This is a genomic window from Salipiger marinus (assembly GCF_900100085.1).
GTDB classification, from domain to species: domain Bacteria; phylum Pseudomonadota; class Alphaproteobacteria; order Rhodobacterales; family Rhodobacteraceae; genus Salipiger; species Salipiger marinus.
Genome location: NZ_FNEJ01000013.1, coordinates 83,210 through 100,347 on the forward strand (window position 1 = coordinate 83,210; position 17,138 = coordinate 100,347).

General features: G+C 64.7%; 22 protein-coding genes and 1 tRNA gene. 3 read left to right on the forward strand and 20 right to left on the reverse strand.

The window, feature by feature from the left end:
* The 8 genes from bamA to BLR51_RS15680 all read right to left on the reverse strand — a co-directional run bounded on the left by bamA (position 1) and on the right by BLR51_RS15680 (position 7,824).
* Positions 1-2,274, reverse strand: coding sequence for an outer membrane protein assembly factor BamA (gene bamA, locus BLR51_RS15650; RefSeq protein WP_089848685.1), 2,274 nt, complete (start codon positions 2,272-2,274; stop codon positions 1-3).
* A gap of 171 nt (positions 2,275-2,445) precedes the next feature.
* Positions 2,446-2,571, reverse strand: coding sequence for a hypothetical protein (locus tag BLR51_RS28480; RefSeq protein ID WP_269062039.1), 126 nt, complete (start codon positions 2,569-2,571; stop codon positions 2,446-2,448).
* A 109-nt stretch (positions 2,572-2,680) separates the two neighbouring features.
* Positions 2,681-4,024 (reverse strand): RIP metalloprotease RseP, encoded by a 1,344-nt coding sequence (gene rseP, locus BLR51_RS15655; protein ID WP_089848687.1) that lies wholly within the window; start codon positions 4,022-4,024, stop codon positions 2,681-2,683.
* Positions 4,025-4,036: 12 nt separating this feature from the next.
* Complete coding sequence (gene dxr / locus BLR51_RS15660) at positions 4,037-5,203, reverse strand: 1-deoxy-D-xylulose-5-phosphate reductoisomerase (protein WP_089848688.1); 1,167 nt, start codon at positions 5,201-5,203, stop codon at positions 4,037-4,039.
* A complete protein-coding gene (locus tag BLR51_RS15665) occupies positions 5,200-5,997 on the reverse strand; it encodes a phosphatidate cytidylyltransferase (protein WP_089848690.1) in 798 nt (265 codons plus the stop codon). The genes dxr and BLR51_RS15665 overlap by 4 nt, the downstream gene beginning before the upstream one ends.
* Entirely contained in the window at positions 5,994-6,719 is a 726-nt protein-coding gene (uppS, locus tag BLR51_RS15670) for an undecaprenyl pyrophosphate synthase (RefSeq protein ID WP_089848692.1), read from the reverse strand. The genes BLR51_RS15665 and uppS overlap by 4 nt, the downstream gene beginning before the upstream one ends.
* 32 nt (positions 6,720-6,751) lie before the next feature.
* Positions 6,752-7,315: a ribosome recycling factor gene (frr, locus tag BLR51_RS15675; protein ID WP_089848837.1), complete on the reverse strand. Its 564-nt coding sequence runs from the start codon at positions 7,313-7,315 to the stop codon at positions 6,752-6,754.
* 101 nt (positions 7,316-7,416) lie between these two features.
* On the reverse strand, positions 7,417-7,824 hold the full coding sequence (locus BLR51_RS15680) for a SufE family protein (RefSeq protein ID WP_089848694.1): 408 nt from the start codon (positions 7,822-7,824) through the stop codon (positions 7,417-7,419).
* 125 nt (positions 7,825-7,949) lie between these two features.
* Between BLR51_RS15680 and BLR51_RS15685 the strand changes: the two genes are divergently transcribed.
* The gene (locus BLR51_RS15685; protein WP_089848696.1) at positions 7,950-8,465 is read left to right on the forward strand and encodes a hypothetical protein; all 516 of its coding nucleotides are present in this window, start codon (positions 7,950-7,952) and stop codon (positions 8,463-8,465) included.
* Between the two features lie 234 nt (positions 8,466-8,699).
* Here BLR51_RS15685 and rnd read toward each other — a convergent pair whose 3' ends face one another.
* The 3 genes from rnd to purM all read right to left on the reverse strand — a co-directional run bounded on the left by rnd (position 8,700) and on the right by purM (position 11,621).
* Positions 8,700-9,857: a ribonuclease D gene (gene rnd / locus BLR51_RS15690; RefSeq protein WP_089848698.1), complete on the reverse strand. Its 1,158-nt coding sequence runs from the start codon at positions 9,855-9,857 to the stop codon at positions 8,700-8,702.
* A gap of 130 nt (positions 9,858-9,987) precedes the next feature.
* Positions 9,988-10,578: a phosphoribosylglycinamide formyltransferase gene (purN, locus tag BLR51_RS15695; protein ID WP_089848700.1), complete on the reverse strand. Its 591-nt coding sequence runs from the start codon at positions 10,576-10,578 to the stop codon at positions 9,988-9,990.
* The gene (purM, locus tag BLR51_RS15700; RefSeq protein WP_089848839.1) at positions 10,575-11,621 is read right to left on the reverse strand and encodes a phosphoribosylformylglycinamidine cyclo-ligase; all 1,047 of its coding nucleotides are present in this window, start codon (positions 11,619-11,621) and stop codon (positions 10,575-10,577) included. The genes purN and purM overlap by 4 nt, the downstream gene beginning before the upstream one ends.
* Positions 11,622-11,758: 137 nt before the next feature.
* Here purM and BLR51_RS15705 point away from each other — a divergent pair.
* Both BLR51_RS15705 and BLR51_RS15710 read left to right on the forward strand, forming a co-directional pair.
* Positions 11,759-11,835: transfer RNA gene (locus BLR51_RS15705), tRNA-Ile, on the forward strand.
* A 255-nt stretch (positions 11,836-12,090) separates the two neighbouring features.
* The gene (locus BLR51_RS15710; RefSeq protein WP_089848701.1) at positions 12,091-12,279 is read left to right on the forward strand and encodes a hypothetical protein; all 189 of its coding nucleotides are present in this window, start codon (positions 12,091-12,093) and stop codon (positions 12,277-12,279) included.
* 206 nt (positions 12,280-12,485) lie between these two features.
* Here BLR51_RS15710 and BLR51_RS27425 read toward each other — a convergent pair whose 3' ends face one another.
* From BLR51_RS27425 to BLR51_RS15740, 9 genes are all read right to left on the reverse strand, one after another.
* The gene (locus BLR51_RS27425; protein ID WP_131821821.1) at positions 12,486-12,953 is read right to left on the reverse strand and encodes a hypothetical protein; all 468 of its coding nucleotides are present in this window, start codon (positions 12,951-12,953) and stop codon (positions 12,486-12,488) included.
* 236 nt (positions 12,954-13,189) lie between these two features.
* A complete protein-coding gene (locus tag BLR51_RS15715) occupies positions 13,190-13,456 on the reverse strand; it encodes a hypothetical protein (protein WP_165616836.1) in 267 nt (88 codons plus the stop codon).
* An 88-nt stretch (positions 13,457-13,544) separates the two neighbouring features.
* Positions 13,545-14,507, reverse strand: coding sequence for a hypothetical protein (locus BLR51_RS27430; RefSeq protein WP_131821823.1), 963 nt, complete (start codon positions 14,505-14,507; stop codon positions 13,545-13,547).
* A gap of 244 nt (positions 14,508-14,751) precedes the next feature.
* Entirely contained in the window at positions 14,752-15,000 is a 249-nt protein-coding gene (locus BLR51_RS27435) for a hypothetical protein (protein WP_131821824.1), read from the reverse strand.
* The gene (locus BLR51_RS15720) at positions 14,984-15,205 is read right to left on the reverse strand and encodes a hypothetical protein (protein ID WP_089848705.1); all 222 of its coding nucleotides are present in this window, start codon (positions 15,203-15,205) and stop codon (positions 14,984-14,986) included. Before BLR51_RS15720 ends, BLR51_RS27435 begins: the two co-directional genes overlap by 17 nt.
* 108 nt (positions 15,206-15,313) lie before the next feature.
* Positions 15,314-15,484 (reverse strand): hypothetical protein, encoded by a 171-nt coding sequence (locus BLR51_RS27740; RefSeq protein ID WP_165616837.1) that lies wholly within the window; start codon positions 15,482-15,484, stop codon positions 15,314-15,316.
* Positions 15,484-16,287, reverse strand: a complete 804-nt coding sequence (locus BLR51_RS15730) for a peptidoglycan recognition protein family protein (protein WP_165616838.1) — start codon at positions 16,285-16,287, stop codon at positions 15,484-15,486. The genes BLR51_RS27740 and BLR51_RS15730 overlap by 1 nt, the downstream gene beginning before the upstream one ends.
* A gap of 436 nt (positions 16,288-16,723) precedes the next feature.
* Positions 16,724-16,951 carry a hypothetical protein gene (locus BLR51_RS15735; RefSeq protein ID WP_089848713.1) on the reverse strand — a complete coding sequence of 76 codons (228 nt, stop codon included), beginning with the start codon at positions 16,949-16,951 and terminating at the stop codon, positions 16,724-16,726.
* Positions 16,948-17,136, reverse strand: a complete 189-nt coding sequence (locus tag BLR51_RS15740) for a hypothetical protein (protein WP_089848715.1) — start codon at positions 17,134-17,136, stop codon at positions 16,948-16,950. Before BLR51_RS15740 ends, BLR51_RS15735 begins: the two co-directional genes overlap by 4 nt.
* Positions 17,137-17,138 lie beyond the last annotated feature (2 nt).

Genomic DNA, 17,138 nt, shown 5'->3' on the forward strand with positions numbered 1-17,138 from the left:
TCAGAACTGGCTCGACAGCGACAGGCTGAAGTTCTGCTCTTCGTCGTATTTTTCCTTCTTCAGCGGCTGCGAGAAGTTCAGCCGCAGCGGCCCGAGGATGGAGTCCCAGAAGACCGACACGCCGATCACGTGGCGCGCGCTGGCCTCTTCATAAAGGATGGAGTTGCTGCCCGCCGCGGCTGCGGTCGAATCCGACAGCCCCCAGACCGAGCCCACATCGTAGAAGACGCCGCCCGACAGCCCGTATTCTTCGGGCAGGCCCAGCGGGAATTCCGCCTCGAACCGGGCGACGGCGAAATAATCGCCCCCGATGGAATCGTCCACATCCGCCGCGTCCGAATATTCGCGCGGGCCGATGCCGCCATAGGCAAAGCCGCGCATCGTGCTGTCATTCAGCAGGAAACGGTCGGTGACCCGGCTTTCGCCGCTGGAATAGTTCAGCGCCCCCGCCTCGAACGAGGCGCGCAGCGTGACTTCTTCGTTCCAGACGGTGGTCTGGGCCACGGCGCGCAGGTTGGTCTTGATGAAGGTGGTGTCGCCGCCGACCCCGCCAAAATCCTGACCGAATTCCAGCAGCACGCCGGAATTGGGATCAAGCCCGGTGCGCCGGGTGTCATAGCTGAGCGTGTAGCCCACCGAGCTGTCGATGCGTTCGCCCAGATCCTCTTCGGACCGGATGACATTGCCTGCATCGCCATCATAGGCGTCGGAAATGTCGCTGAGCCGCGCGGTGTAGCGCAGGCCAAGCCGGGCACGTTCCGACACCGGGAAGGTCAGGCTGGGCCGGAACACGCCTTCGGTGGTGTCATACTGCGTGTTGCTGTAATCGGTGGTGTTGTAGGCAAGGTTCAGGCCAAACGCCACGTCCCGGCCCAGAAACGCCGGTTCCACGAAGCTGAACGTGTAGGACTGGGTCGAATCCGAGGTGTTGATGCCGAAGGACAGCCGCTGCCCCCGCCCGAGGAAGTTCTGTTCGGCAAAGCTGATCGCGGCGCCAAACCCCGAAGAGGTCGAATAGCTGCCGCCAAAACCGATGGAGCCGGTGGGCTGTTCGGTCACGTTCACGTCGACGATGACCTGCTGCGGCGTGGTGCCTTCGCGGGCCTCCACCTCGGCATTTTCGAAATAGCCAAGCGCGCGGATGCGTTCGGCGGCCTCGCGGATGGCGCGGGGGTTGAACGGATCGCCTTCGGCGGTGTCGAACTGCCGCCGGATCACCCGGTCAAGCGTGGTGGTGTTGCCTTCGATGTCGATGCGTTCGACAAAGATGCGCGGGCCGCGGGTCAGCTGGAAGGTCACGTCCAGCGTCAGGTCGCGGTCATTGCGGGTGATCTGCGGATCGATCCGCACGAAGTTCAGCCCCTGCTGCACCGCCAGACGTTCCAGCCGCGCGATCTCGTCCTCGACATCCGAAGGCGAATAGGTCCGGCCCGACCGCAGCGACAGCACGTCGCGGAACGATTCCACGTCAACCTCGGCCAGATCGCTGGCAACATCGATCTGCCCGAACGAAAACTGCTGGCCTTCCTCGACGTTGAAGGTCAGGAAATAGCCGTCCTGTTCGTTGGCGAATTCCGAATTCACGCCGGTGATGCGGAAATCCACATAGCCGCGCGAGGCATAGAAATCCTGCAGAAGCTGGCGGTCAAAGGCGACGCGGTCTTCGATGAAGGTGTCGCTGCGGATGATGGCGCGCAGCAGACCGGCCTGTTTGGTCTGCAGCACGCGGCGCAGGCGGCGGTCGGAAAAGGCCTGATTGCCGACAAAGCCGATCCGCTCGATCTCGCTCACGCCGCCTTCGAAGATCTCGTAAACCAGATCGACGCGGTTGTCGGAGCGGCGGATCAGCTTGGGCTGCACCCTTGCTGCCAGACGGCCCTGCTGCACATAGGCCTCGGCAATCGCCTGCGCATCCTGTTCGGCGACACGCGGGCTGTAGACGCGGCGGGACTGCGCCCGCACGATCGTGGCCAGTTCCTCGTCATCGATGCGGTCATTGCCTTCAAAGGCGATGCGGTTGATGGTGGGATATTCCCGCACCTCGATCACCAGACGCGACCCCTGCGGGGTGATCTCCACCGTTTCGAACAGGCCGGAGGCGAGGAGCCGCTGATAGGCGTCGTTCAGTTCCGCAGCGCTGACCGTCTGGCCCCGTGCGATCCCGGCGTAGCTGAGAATTGTGCCCGCCTCGATCCGCTGGTTGCCTTCGATGGCCACGCTGTCAAAGGCGTAGGACTGCGCAAGGGCCCGATCCGGCACCCCCGCAAAAGCCATTGTCAGTGCTATGGAAACCGCCGCCGCAGACACGCCTGCCCGGTAACCGCACCCTTTGCGAGGGGGGGTGACCCCCGTGAGCAATTTGCCCATGCCAGTATCCACTCCGCCACGTTTTAGGAGTGACTACCGGGAACGGCTGGACTTGTCAAAACCGGATCCGGTCCCCGGTCAGAGCGAGCCCAGAAAGGCGCCCAGATACAGCGCCGCCAGAATGGTCAGCGGGAACAGCAGCCTGTCCCAGTTGATCGTAAAAAGAAGGCTGAGGCCCTGATAGCCGTGCTTGAGCGTCTGCATGGGATCACCCGGACTCCGGTTGCGTTTCCCGTGCAATAGTCTGGGAATATGGCCGAAATTGGGCTGCGGGGCGGGGTTTCCTTGGCGGTTGTCCCCGCCCGCGCAACGATCAGGGGCAGAACAGGTCGTTTGTCAGCGCAAAGACCATCAGCGACAGGATCAGCGCCAGCCCGACCGACATGAGAATCCGCAGCGCCTTGTCCGAGGGCGGTTTGCCGGTCACCGCCTCGTAGCCGAAGAACACCAGATGCCCGCCATCCAGCACCGGCACCGGGAACAGGTTCAGAAGCCCCACCGCCGTCGACAGCACCGCGATGAAGGTCAGGAAGCTTTGCCCGCCCTGCGAGGCCATGGCGCCCGAGGTCTCCGCGATGCCGATCGGCCCCGACAGGTTGCACGAAGAAATATTGCCCGCCACCATGTGCCAGAGCCCCGACAGCGAGCCTTGCGCGATCTCCCATGTGCGTGACACCGCTGCCCCTGCCGCCGTCAGCGGCCCGGTGGTTTCGGTGGCAGGCTCGAAGAACAGCCCACCGACGATGCCGATGCGATAGACGGTGCGGAAGCCGCCTTCGGGCAGCGGCTCGTCGGTGCGTTTGGGGGTCAGCGCCAGATCCAGCACCTGCCCGTCGCGCCAGACCTCCAGCCCCAGCGTTTCGCCATTGGAGCCTTCGACCCGCTGGCGCAGCTGTTCGAAGGCAAAGATCGGCACGCCGTCAATGCCAGTGATCACGTCGCCCGGCTCTACCCCGGCGGCGCTGGCGGCAGAGCGTGGCGCGATGGAGGTTGCAAGCGGCGGATAGACATAGGGGCCCGCCACCACCTCTTCGCGACCGTCGCGGGACACTGTATAGTCCAGCGTCGCCTGCATCGGCAGCGCCTTCAGGAAGGCGTCAAAGCCTGCCGCATCCTCGAAGGCGGGCGGTGCTGCGCCCTCGATTTCAAGGATCACGTCACCCTGCTGCAGTTCTTGCACCGACGGTATGGGCCGCAGGTCGCCCACCGTCAGCGGCTCGGCGATGACGCCGCGGAACATGAAGAGCCCGGTGAACAGCAGGATGGTCAGCGCGAAGTTGAACACCGGCCCCGCCGCCACCGTGGCGGAGCGCGCCCAAAGCGGCGCGCCGTTCATGGTGCGGCGCAGTTCTGCCGGGGTCATCTGCGACAGCGTCTCGCCATCCGCCCCGCCAGAGGCATTGGCGTCGCCCTTGAATTTCACATAGCCGCCAAATGGCAGCGCGGCGAGCTGCCAGCGCGTGCCGCGCCGGTCCACCCGCGACAGCAGCACCGGCCCGAACCCCAGCGAAAACACCTCGGCATCGATGCCGGACCAGCGGCCCACGATGTAATGGCCATATTCATGGATCGCCACGATCACCGACAGGGCAATGACAAAGGCCAGAAGCGTCCAGAGGACGCCCCCGAATTGCGGGATCAACTGGGGGATGTCCAAGTGCTCTGCCTCTCAGGTTGGTGTCATGATCTCGTCGGCGGATCTACGCGCGAAATGGTCGGCCTGACGGACGTTATCAAGGGTGATCCCGGCCTGCAGCAGCCCGGGCTCGCCCGTGGCGCGGTCCAGCACCTGTTCCACCACCTCCGCCATCTGCAGAAACCCGATCTGCCGCGCGATGAAGGCATCCAGCGCGCGTTCCTTGGCGGCGTTGAACACCGCCCCGGCAAGCCCGCCCGCAGCCATCACCTCTCGCGCCAGCCGCAGCGCGGGCCAGCGCGTCTCGCAGGCGGGGCGGAAGGTCAGCTGCGCCAGCTTGGCGAGATCAAGCCGCTCTACCGGCAGCGGCGCGCGCCCGGGATGGTTCAGCGCAAAGCCGATGGCATGGCGCATGTCCGGCGCGCCCATATGCGCCATCAGCGCGCCGTCGCAGAACCCCACCAGCGCGTGGATCAGGCTTTCAGGATGCACCACCACATCGATCTGATCGGGGCGCAGGTCAAAAAACTCTTTGGTTTCGATGACTTCCAGCGCCTTGTTGAACATCGACGCGGAATCGATCGTGATGCGCTGCCCCATGGCCCAGTTGGGATGGGTTGCGGCCTGCTCCGGGGTGGCATGGGCCAGATCCTCGGCGGGCCAGTCACGGAAGGCGCCGCCGCTGGCGGTCAGGATCACCCGTTCGACGCAGGCGATGTCTTCGCCGATCAGCGCCTGAAACACCGCCGAATGCTCGCTGTCCACCGGCAGCACCCGCCCGCCATGGGCCGCGGCAGTGGCCAGCACCAGAGGCCCGGCGCAGACCATGCTTTCCTTGTTGGCCAGCGCCAGCGTCGCCCCCTGTTCCAGCGCGCGCAGACCGGGCGCCAGCCCCGCCGCGCCGACGATGGCCGACATGACCCAGTCGGCGGGCCGCAGCGCCGCCTCTTCCAGCGCCTCTGCGCCAGCGGCGGCGGCGATGCCGCTGCCCGCCAGCCGGTCACGCAGATCGGGCAGCAGCGCGGGATCGGCGACCACAGCCAGCTCTGCGCGGAATTTCATTGCATCTTCAGCCAGTTGCGCGACGTTCCTGCCACCGGTCAGCGCCACGACCTGATAGGCCTCGGGCGCGCGGGCGATCAGATCCAGCGTGTTCTGTCCAATGGATCCGGTGGCCCCCAGAACGGAAACGCGCCTCATTGCAGCCCCGGCGGGAAGTCCACGATCTGCCCGGCGATCAGCAGGAACAGCGCCGCCCCCAGCATCCCGTCAAAACGGTCCAGCAGCCCGCCATGGCCCGGCAGCAGGTTGGAACTGTCCTTGACCCCGGCGCGGCGCTTGACGGTGCTTTCGGCCATGTCGCCGATCTGGCTTGCCATGGAGATGGCGATGGACACGCCGACAAGACCGATGCCGACCTGCGACACGTTCATGAAGGCGATCCCCACCAGTGCCGCACCGACCCAGCCCGCCACGGCGCCGGACCATGTCTTTTTCGGGCTGACGCGCGGCCAGAGCTTCGGCCCGCCGATGGCGCGACCGATGAAATAGCCCGCCACATCGGTGATGACGACGACAGAGGTCAGCCACAGCATCCAGACCAGCCCGAATTCGGCCCGCAGCGCCATGATGCCATAACCCGCAAGCAGGATCATCGCGGTAAAGACGGCATAGGTCACGCCGCCCCGCTCCATCTGACCGAACCCGGCCATGGAGGGCAGCAGCAGCAGCGGCAGCGCGAACAGTTCCAGCGGCGCGGGCAGCTGGATCGAGGCCAGCGCGCAGCCCCCCGCCACCAGCGCCAGAATCCGGGCGGACCGGCGGCGGTTGGTGTCCACCATGTTGACCAGTTCCCAGACCATCACCCCGCAGAACAGCGAGATCAGCCCGCGCCACCAGATGCCGCCCAGCCAGACCGCAATCAGGCTGATCACGATCAGCACTGAGGCCGACAGCATGCGGGGCCCCAGATCGGTCCAGCGCTGCGTGCTCATGCGATCACACCGCCGAAGCGCCGCTCGCGCTTGCCATAGGCGCCGACCAGACCGGCAAATTCCTCGGCGGTGAAATCCGGCCAGAGCGTGTCGACAAATTCATATTCCGCATAGGCGGATTGCCAGAGCAGGAAGTTGGAGATGCGCGCCTCGCCGCTGGTGCGGATCACCAGATCGGGATCGGGCAGCACGCAGGTGTCGAGGTATTTCGGCAGCGTCTCCACGTCGATCTCCTCGGGGCGCAGGCGGCCTTCGGCCACGTCCTGCGCCAGCCGCCGCGTGGCGCGTGCCACCTCGTCGCGGCCACCGTAATTGATCGCGATGGTCAGGTTCACCCCGGTGCAATGCGCGGTCATCACCTCCAGCTCGTCCATCAGCGTGATGAGCTTGCGGTCAAGCCGCACCCGGTCGCCGATGAAGCGCACGCGGACGTTTTCGCCCATCAGGGCGCGGGCTTCCTTGGTGATGTAGCGGCGGAACAGGCTCATCAGCCCCGCCACCTCGGTCTGGGTGCGTTTCCAGTTCTCGGTGGAAAAGGCGAAGATGGTCAGATAGCGCACGCCCGCATCCGGGCAGGCCTCGACAATCTCGCGGACGCGCTTGGCGCCTGCATGATGGCCGAAAAGCCGGGGCCGGCCCCGGCTCTGCGCCCACCGGCCATTGCCATCCATGATGATGGCCACATGGCGCGGGCCGGTGCCCTCGCGGATGGGTTTGGGCATCGGCCCCCTCCTCCTGTCAGGCTCAAGCCCGATCAGACCTGCATGATCTCTTCTTGCTTGGTCTCCAGCGCGGCATCGATCTTCTTGATGTAGCTGTCGGTCATCGCCTGAACTTCGGATTCCCAGAACTTCTGGTCGTCTTCCGACAGCCCGTCGGCCTTGGCCTTCTTGATCTGGTCCATGCCGTCGCGGCGCAGGTTCCGGATCGCCACGCGGCAATGCTCGGCATACTGGCCCGCCACCTTGGTCAGATCCCGGCGGCGTTCCTCGTTCAGCTCGGGGATCGGCAGCATGATGATGGTGCCGTTAAGCTGCGGGTTGATGCCCAGCCCCGACTCGCGGATCGCTTTCTCGACCTTGCCGACAAGGCCCTTGTCCCAGACGTTGATCGTGACCATCCGCGACTCGGGCACGTTGACCGTGCCCACCTGGTTGATCGGCGTGGGCGAGCCATAGGCATCCACCATCACCGGCTCCAGCATGGAGGCCGAGGCGCGCCCGGTGCGCAGCGAGGCAAATTCCGTGCGCAGATTCGCCATGGCGCCATCCATGCGGCGCGTGAGGTCTTCGGTGTCGAGTTCAAAATCGTCAGACATGGTCATGCTGCCCGTTCAGGTCGTTCCATTCGAAAGGCGTTCTATGACAGGTGCGCCCGGATGTATAGCCTGCAGCGCCGCCGTTCCCGCCCTGCGGCGGCTCAGGCCGCGTCGGCCTCGGCCCGGATCCGCTCTACCATGGCGCGCAGACCGTTCGATCGCTGCGCCGAAAGATGCTCGGTGAGCCCCAGCCGCCCCAGTTCGGCGCGGGCATCGGTGGCCAGAACCTCCTGGGCCGACAACCCGTCATAAAGCCGGTGCAGCACCGCGATCAGCCCGCGCACGATCATCGCGTCGCTCTCGCCCTGAAAGCGCAGCCGCGGGCCGTCCCATGTCACATGCAGCCAGACCTGACTGGCGCAGCCTTCCACCTTGGTGGCGGGCACTTTCAGCGCCTCGGGCAGTGCGGCCATGTCGCGGCCCATCTCGATGACCATGCGGTAGCGGTCTTCCCAGTCCTCAAGGAACTCGAAATCCCCCACCAGTTGCTCGAAGCCAGCCTGTGCCATGCGCCCTCCTGTTCCGGCCCCAGAGGTAGGCGGCGCCCGGCCAAAGGTCCAGTGCCCGCGAAGGATGCTTTTCAACTTCGGCAAAACAGGCTAGTCCCGGAGGCGACAAGACGGGACCAAATCGCATGTTCAAACCCTTCACGTTGCTGGTGATCTCTGCGGGACTGCTTGCGGGCTGCGCCAGCGTGCGCGACTCGCGCGTCAATCCGTTCAACTGGTTCGGCGGCGGCAGCGGCCCCGTGCGGTCGGCCGGGGCCGAAGCCGGCAGCGCCAATCCCCTGATCCCCGAACGCAGCCGCGTCAGCCTGCTGACCCGCGAGGCGCCCGACTATGCCGGCCGCCCCGTGGAGCAGATCAGCGAAGTGCTGCTGGAACGCCGTCCCGGCGGCGCCATCCTGCGCGTCACCGGCGTGGCCGACCGCGTCGGCCCCTTCGACGTGCGGCTGGTCGAGGACGAGACCGCGCGCGGCACCGGCAGGCTGGCCTATACGCTGGCCGCGCTGCAGCAGGCGGGCCCGCGCAACACCGGCGCGCGCGCGCGCATGGTCACCGCCGCCGTCTGGCTCACCGATCAGGAACTGGCCAGCGTGAGCGCGATCCGCGTCGCGGGCCGCAGCAACGCGCTGGAAACCCGCCGCTAGGCGGCCCCACACGCCCCGCGCCGGGGGGGAGAGCCACAGCCCGCGCCGCACGGGCTCTGCGGCACATGCCGGTTTCCATTGGCCAGAAATATCCCGGGGGAGTCCGCGCCAGCGGACGGGGGCAGAGCCCCCATCCTGCTTCGTCCGGCCCTCGCACAGGGCATCCGCCCGTGACGGACGCTTCCCTTTGGCGAAAGAGGAGAGCAGCCCCCTCCTCCGCCCCCGCCAAGCGGCTCAGATCTCGATCACCGCCACGGTCTTGCCCTTGGCCGCCAGCGCGATGCGCCCTTCGCAGAGCCGCAGCGCGTCGGCGCCGAACACCTCGTGCCGCCAGCCCTGCAGCGCCTTCACGTCGCGCTGACCGGCGGCGATGGCGTCAAGCTCCGCCGCAGGCGCGATCAGCCGCGAAGCCACGCCCGAGCTTTCGGTCTTGGCCTTCAGCAGCACCCGCAGCAGATCGGCCAGCGCGGGGTTCACCTGCAGCTGGTCGCGCTCGTCCTCGGCCTGCGGCAGCTGCTCCTTGGGGCAGTCGAGCCCCGCCTGCACCGCCGCAAGGATGCCCTCGGCGATCGGACCCTTGCGGGCTTCGCGCAGCAGCAGGCGCGACCGGCCCAGATCGTCCAGCGTCGCGGGCTTGGTCGAGGCCAGTTCCACCAGCGCGTCATCCTTGTAGACCCGGGTGCGCGGGATGTTGCGCGACTGCGCATACTCCTCGCGGAAGGCGGCCAGCGCCCGCACCAGCGCCAGAAAGCGCGGGCTGGAGGACCGGGTGCGGATCTTCTGCCACGCCTCGTCGGGGCGGGTGATGTAGGTCTCCGGATCGGTCAGCACCGCCAGCTCTTCGGTCACCCAGCGGGCGCGCCCGGTCTCGGCCAGCTTGTCGGCCAGAAACTCGTAGATCACCCGCAGATGGGTCACATCGGCCAGCGCGTATTTCTTCTGGGCATCGGTCAGCGGGCGGCGCGACCAGTCGGTGAAGCGCGAGGACTTGTCGAGCTGCTGCTTGGCGATGCGCTTGACCAGCGTCTCGTAGCCCACCTGTTCGCCAAAGCCGCAGACCATGGCCGCGACCTGCGTGTCGAACAGCGGCTCCGGGATCACGCCATGATCGATGTAAAAGATTTCCAGATCCTGCCGCGCGGCGTGAAAGACCTTGATCACGTCGGTGTTGCGGAACAGCTCCAGCAGCGGCTCCAGCGACAGGCCGCTCTCCAGCGGATCGACCAGCACCGCATCCTCTTCGGCGCTGCCCGGAATGGCCAGCTGCACAAGGCAGAGCTTGGAATAATAGGTGCGTTCGCGCAGGAACTCGGTGTCCACGGTCACATAAGGGGCGGAGGCCGCCCGCGTGCAGAACTCTGCCAGATCTTCCGTCGAGGTGATTGTCTTCATGCGGGCTCCGGCCATCTTGCGTGACATAACTGTTCGCGCCTCCTACACCCGCAGGCGCGCAAGATCAAAGACCTCCGCGCGCGGCAGCCGCGACCTGTGGCGGAATGGGCAGAAACGCTGCAGGCCGCGGTCAGGGCAGCAGCAGCGGGCTGCGGTCGCCTTGGGCAAAGCGGCGCAGCACGGCGGGATAAAGCTGATGCTCCATCGCCAGCACGCGCGCCGCCAGCGTGTCGGGCGTGTCGTCCTGTGCCACCGCCACCCGCGCCTGCCCAAGGATCGGGCCCTCGTCGAGTTCCGGCGTCACCTCATGCACGGTGCAGCCATGTTCGGCATCCCCCGCCGCCAGCGCCCGGGCATGGGTGTCGAGCCCGCGATATTTCGGCAGAAGCGACGGGTGGATGTTCAGCATCCGCCCCGCCCATGGCATCACGAACCCCGCCGTCAGCACCCGCATGAACCCGGCAAGGCACAGGATGTCGGGGGCGGCGCGGTCAAGCTCGGCCTGAAGCGCTGCCTCGAACCCGGCCCGGTCACCCTTGAAGGGCCGGTGATCCACCACCGCCGTGGCGATGCCGCGCGCGGCGGCAGCGGCAATCCCGCCCGCATCGGCGCGGTTCGACAGCACCAGCACGGGCCGGCCCGGATGATCGCCGGTCATGCTGTCGACCAGACGGAGCATGTTCGACCCGCCGCCCGAGATGAAGATCGCGACGCGCTTCACCCCAGCTGGCCCTCGTAGCGGATGCCCTGCCCTTCGGTCACGGTGCCAAGCGTCACCACCGTCTCGCCTTCGGCGCGCAGCAGATCGGCCAGCGCGGGCGCGCGGTCCGCCGCCACCACCAGCACCATGCCGATGCCGCAGTTGAAGGTCTTGAGCATTTCCGCCGCCTGCATGCCGCCGGTCTGCGCCATCCAGCCGAACACGCCGGGCAGCGCCCAGCTGTGCAGATCGATCGTGGCGCCGCAGCCTTCGGGCAGCACGCGCGGCAGGTTTTCGGTCAGGCCGCCGCCGGTGATATGCGCCAGCGCATGCACGCCCCCTGCCCGCACCGCCGCCAGCGCCGGCTTGACGTAAAGCCGCGTCGGCGTCAGCAGCACCTCGCCAAGGCTGCCTTCGGCCCAGGGGCAGTCCGCCTCCCAGCCCAGCCCCGAGATCTCCACAAGCTTGCGCACGAGGCTGTAGCCGTTGGAATGCACCCCGTCAGAACCAAGCCCGAGCAGCACGTCGCCCGCGCTGACCTCGCGCGGCAGATCCTGCCTGCGCTCCATCGCGCCCACTGCAAACCCCGCAAGATCGAAATCCCCCGCCGGATACATGCCCGGCATCTCTGCCGTCTCGCCGCCGATGAGCGCGCAGCCCGAGCGCACGCAGCCTTCGGCGATGCCCTCGATCACCCGCGCGGCGCTGTCGGTGTCGAGCTTGCCGGTGGCGAAGTAATCCAGAAAGAACAGCGGCTCCGCGCCCTGACAGACCAGATCGTTGACGCACATGGCCACCAGATCGATGCCCACCCCGTCCAGATGCCCGGTGTCGATGGCGATGCGCAGCTTGGTGCCCACGCCGTCCGTGGCCGCCACCAGCACCGGATCGCTGTAACCCGCCGCCTTCAGGTCGAAGAGCGCGCCGAAGCCGCCCAGCCCCGACATGGTGCCGGGACGGTTGGTGCGCTTGGCGGCAGGCTTGATCCGCTCCACCAGCGCGTTGCCCGCGTCGATATCCACCCCCGCATCCGCATAGGTGATGCCGTTCTTGCTGTCGGTCATGCCGCCCTCCAGGCCAGTTTCGCGCGGCTTTAGCGCAAGCCGTGCGCGAAGAAAAGCGTCCATCCCCCAACCGACCCGCCCTCCGCCGCGCCGCCCGTCTTGACCCGCGCGCCCGGAATGGTAGTGAACCCCAAGGTGGGCCTGTAGCTCAATCGGTTAGAGCAGGGCGCTCATAACGCCTTGGTTGGGGGTTCGAGTCCCTCCGGGCCTACCAAAAACCCGAAAAAATCCAGCAAAATCAATGGGCATGTGGACCGCGAAAGCGGTCACGCGGTCCATAATAAATCAATGGCTTGCGAGCGATGTGGACCACGCTTCCCGGCAGGCCTCAGTGCGATTCCACACAGGAGGAACCGATGGGTGATTTGATCGTAGGGCTGAGCTCATTCCTATTCACGGTCTATGTCTTGTTCGGGCTGGCGGCGGGCATCAGCTGGCCGTTCTGGCTGATCCTGTGGCTGGTGAAGGGGTGACCTGGCATTACCTGATCCGCCCCTGTCGCAACGGTGCGCCCGGCTGGCTCGCCATGGCGAAGCGCTCCCCATTTGTCGGCGACGTCTGGGGGATGGAGCCGGGCCAAGTCTGGTTCCAGTTCGGCGACAGCGAGGAAGAGGCGCGGGAGAAGATCGAGGCTGAGGTGGGGCGGATGTCGCAGTGACGGACACGGCATGTCGCGGACCGGAGTAGTGTCCTCATCTTTCGCGCGGCGCCTCGACGACGCCGGAGGTATTGAAGCGGTAGAAAAAAGGATGGATTTTGAAACTGACTTGCAGGACATCTCTATGGGAGAGCGAAAGTAATTTCTCAGCGCCGGGCTTTTAGTTCTCAGGTCAGTGATTATTGCTGCATGACGCAATATCTCCGCTAGCGCGGAAGTTTGATGTTTGGGTTGGGGTGTGCAGGACCGCTGATACGGTCTACATTTGGCCACACGAGGTAGGCAGCCCAGTTCCGTCCGTCAGGCGTACAATAGACGAGGTATTCACCACTGTTCCGAGCACTAGGCTTGTGGTGAAATTCGCCGCATCCCCGAACGTTGTTCGAAATGAGAGTACGTGTAATGTTGCTGGGCGCATCGGATCTCCATTTTCCGAGGTAATCCTCAGCGGTCTCTTGTCTCGGACTAGCGATCTCTTCTTCTGTAAAGAAAAGCCAACTGCCGCTCCAATACGCGACAGTGGCGAACAGAAAGCAAAAGCCGACCAAAATCGCATTCCCTACCGCCCCAGGACGGGTGTCATCTTCCCCGAGGTTGAGCGCGATCAACGTAACCAAAGCGGTGATCACCAAAAAGCAGAATCCCGCGAAGATCGCCCCCACAACAAGTGTCAAGTATCGTTTCCTCGGGTAGAGTTCTCTTGTTCCCGATGAATCTACAGCATTAAGGAGGGCAATGCGAGCCCTCTTCAGAGTCCGTCAAAACGAGCGTTCGGTCGAAGCCGTCTCGGGGTGGCGCTCCAGCCCGGCCCACAGATCAACCATGGGGCGGCGCAGTCCATTGCAGATGCCGGGCACAGGGGCGGACCGGTCTGCGTACTCCACCTTGGTGACTACAACAAGATGCCCGCTCACCGCCGCCGATCCACATCCGTCTCCGGAAGATCATCCGTCGCGCCCTGCCTGACTTTCTCCAGCGCCTGTTCCAGCGATTCCGCATAGCCATGCACTGACGGATAGGTCCATGTGCCCCACCACCAGACTAGATCCCCGCCCGCGCTCATGCCGAGACGCTGCTGCATCACCCGGCCCACGTCCCGCCCGTCGCGCTTCACCACGAAATCGTTCGGGCGTGACGTGCCAGCGATGATGCAGGGGCGATAGGTCCAGCGGGTCATGCCCGGCAGATAGGGCGCAGGCACAAAAAAAGAACCCCGCGCCAAGGATGGCGCGGGGTCAAGCGTAGTCGATTAGGGATTTCGTTTTCTAAGAATCTTGAAATGTTCCAGGCAGACTCTCGATTTCACGAAATACCAAAAGCGGCGTGACTCCATAGGCGTCGCGTGGCCGTCCGAGCATCTGCCGAACTACTGGTGCAAGCGCCTCAAAAAGCTTAGCAAGCATTTCCTCCCCACCCGGTGTCTGGTCTCGCACTTTCACGTCGCGGTCCATAAGTGGATGGGCATCCAGAATTCCCAAAATGGCCCACTCTCCTGGGATCGAAACACCGTGATTGAGCGTGATATTTCCCGCAGCAACCGTGAGCCCGCCCTTCTCTAAGCTACTCCAAACCTTAACGCCATTTGAACCGGAAACACTTGATTGTACAGTGTGCGGCAGAAGCGGAATTATCTCTGAGAATAAGTTCAAATGATCTTCGGCAGCGCTTCTCGTGGCCTTCACTGCCTTCTGCGCTTGGATTAATGTTGCGTTATTTCTAAGCGATTTTGGTATTTCTGGTATGTCCGGAAGAGATTTAGTCATAAATTTTCGCATTGCCGGAGCTCGCCATATCCCCGCAAGCATTTCCAAATCGTATATTGAGAGGTCACCAGTAAATAAAACAATTTGACCGATTTGTGCAGAAGAAATATCCCGAACGATTAGCCCTCGACCGTCCAGTTGATCTAACAATTCCCGCGCATTTGCCCACATCGGATCATAAACACGTGAAATTTCTTCTTCATGAGCGCGATGTACGTGTTCCTTATTTGCGCTTTGTAATTTAGCGATGGCAGGAACGCCGCCCGATGTCATTATGTCAGTAGTGCTATCTCTTGCCCGCCTTGCAGAGCGACCCTCTGACAGCTGCGTGAGGTGACCAGACGGGTCGAACTGCGCGAGAAGAGATGCAATCCTGCGACCGTCATGATAAAGGAAGTCATAAACGGAATCTGTGATCTCCTCTTCTTGCACCCTTTCTGATTTCTCGTTGAGCTCTCTGTTCATCTTCCTTGATATCCTTCGCTTCCTCGCGGATTTCCCGATCTTTTTGATCGATTCTATCCGAAACCGAGGAAAAGCGTCTTAGCAGGCGCAGGCAAGGTATCTTTTTCATGCCTTCCTTCCAGTTCACCATCTTACCCCCAGTGGGTTTGCTTCATCGAAGCTTAGCTTGGCTACGGCGATCCTACCAGTAAGCAGTTAGTGTAATCCTAACGGTCCCGCGCCGGGGTGGCGCGGGGTCAAGCGATCAGAACAGGCTCAGCTGCGCCGGGGGCGGCGCGCGTCGCGGCGGATCACGGGGGCGGCATTTCGGGCACCGGCAGTGGTGGCCATTCGCCTGCAGCCACTGCCCCGCCTGCGCCAGATCGATGACGCCCCAACCCTTCACCTGCATCACCATGATGGCGAACGCCTCCCCCCGCTCCGCCGCCAGATCGACAGCGACAGAGAAGCGGAAGGCGTCATGGCCGGTGCAAGCCTCAAGTCTTACCGCCAAGCGCCTTGGCCCACCGCGACCACGCAAAGGTGCCGCCGCTCACGAGGCCATACAGAACCACGGCCAGCGTGATCGATGCCGCGTTCACGTCGATGGTGAGCAGCCCCGCCGCCTTGTCAAAGGTGACGAACGGCAGCGTCGCGGCGAGGCCAGCGAGGGGCAGCAGGATGAACACCCGCAGCAGCAGGGCGATTTGTCCGGTCATGGTCTTTTCCTTTCGGGGGATGCGCCACAGGCGCAGAGGTTGCGCGGCAGGCAGCCGCAGAGAGGACCAGCGCCACGCGCCAGTCGGTGATCGGGAGGAGGAGGCGCATCAGTCGAGCCGCGACAGGCGCTGCAACGCATGCACCGCGCCCTCATAGACGGCCCGGGATTCCGGCCGGGCACGAGGCGTCACCTTGCAAGCCAGCAGGATGAGCCGTCCGGCAAGCCACAGGCGGTATTCCTGCGCCACAATCGCGATCTTATGCCGGATGCGCGCCATCACGCGGCCCACCCGGCAGGTGCCCAGTCCTCGGGCGTGACGACGAAGCCCGGGCAGAGCTTGGCCGCGAACTCATTGTGCCCGGCGATGCGAGTGATGGGCGTGCGGGCACAGGCGCGGGCGATCACGCCGCGCATCGCGGACAGGGTGGCCTCGGTGTAGAAATCCTCTGCCCGGCCCATGCGGGTGATGGTGCGGATCGGCACCATGGAATAGCCCAGCGATCCGGCGTTGTGGCCGACCACATGCGCGCCGATCTCGCCCCAAGGGCGGCCCTCGATGATCTCGCCATCGGGAAAGATCACGCCGTGATAGCCGATATCGCGCCAGCCCTTGTCCATGTGCCAGCGCCGGATCTCCGCGAACATCTGAGCGTTGGTTTTGCCCTGCCACCAGCTGGTCGGTGTGGCCGTGGTGTGCAGGACGAACAGCCGGACCAGATGCCCCGCCCTGCCCTGAAACAGCCGGTTTCCGTGCCCCGGGCGCAGCGGCGGGCTGGCGGGCTGCGTCGTGGCCTCGATGACGGCCCCAGAGCGCGGCAGGCCATCGGCGGCGATCAGCTCGCCAAGGGTCCGGTCCAGCTCCGGCGTCCATGCCCGGCTCAGCGGCCCTTCGGTCAGATAGCCCAGGTCGATCAGCGCCCGCCCGATCTGCAGCACCGGGTCACCCCAGCGACCCTGATGGGCATCGCGCAGCGCCTCCAGACCGGCGCGCGTCTTCGGCCCCCACAGCCCGTCAGCCGGGCCGACCGTGAAGCCAAGCGCCGACGCAGCCGCCTGCAGCAGGCGGATTTCCTGTCTCATGGTGATCTCCTTGCAAAGGAAAGCCCCGCGCGATGGCGGGGCTTGATGGGTAAGCATCGATAGTTCGGATCGGAGGGGCGGAAAGCGTGAGTGCTTCAGCCCAGGACACGCACCGCATGAGTGGCGCCTCGAATGTCGCGCTCACATTCCGAACAGACGAGCGGCGCGCTCGGGGGGAGAGATAATGCTGTTCTTTGGGAAGCAGCATTTCGTATTTGCAGAAGCCGATCGCCGCCGGTATCTTTTTGGCTGAGCGCGGCAGGTTGATGTTCAACGTCCGACGTATGCCCCTTACCTTAGGACAGCCGCGCTCACTTCTTCACAAAACTGTTGCTTTCATGTGCAACTGCACCCCAAGTGATGGGCATGAGCACAGTTTGTGGTTTTAACGAGTTTGGACCGCAAACTTTGCCAGCTGCGCTCATGCGGTCCGCCATCACTTCTGCCCCTCCCCGCCGCCTGCCCCGGCGCGCAGCAGCGCCATGACGAAGCGGGACAGCGCGGGGGCCTCCACCCCCAGCGCCAGCAGGCCCAGCATGGGATAGACCCACTCGGGCACTTCCTTGGCGAGGATATCGAGGCCGATATCGGCCACGAACAGGGCGATGATCGCCAGAAGGCTCAGCACCTGCGCCCAGCGGACGCGCTTTTCTGTCTTGCTCATGCGGCCCCGTGGTGGATCCGGCGCAACGTCCGGGTCACGAATCTGACGGCAGACCATGCCGCCAAGAAATGCAGCGCGCCGGGCGCGGTGGTCAGCGCCAGCAGCGTGACGACAGCGAAGGGCACCAGCCCGGCATACAGATCGAGATAGTGCCGCGACAGCGCGGTGAGGAGTGCGGGGATCATCG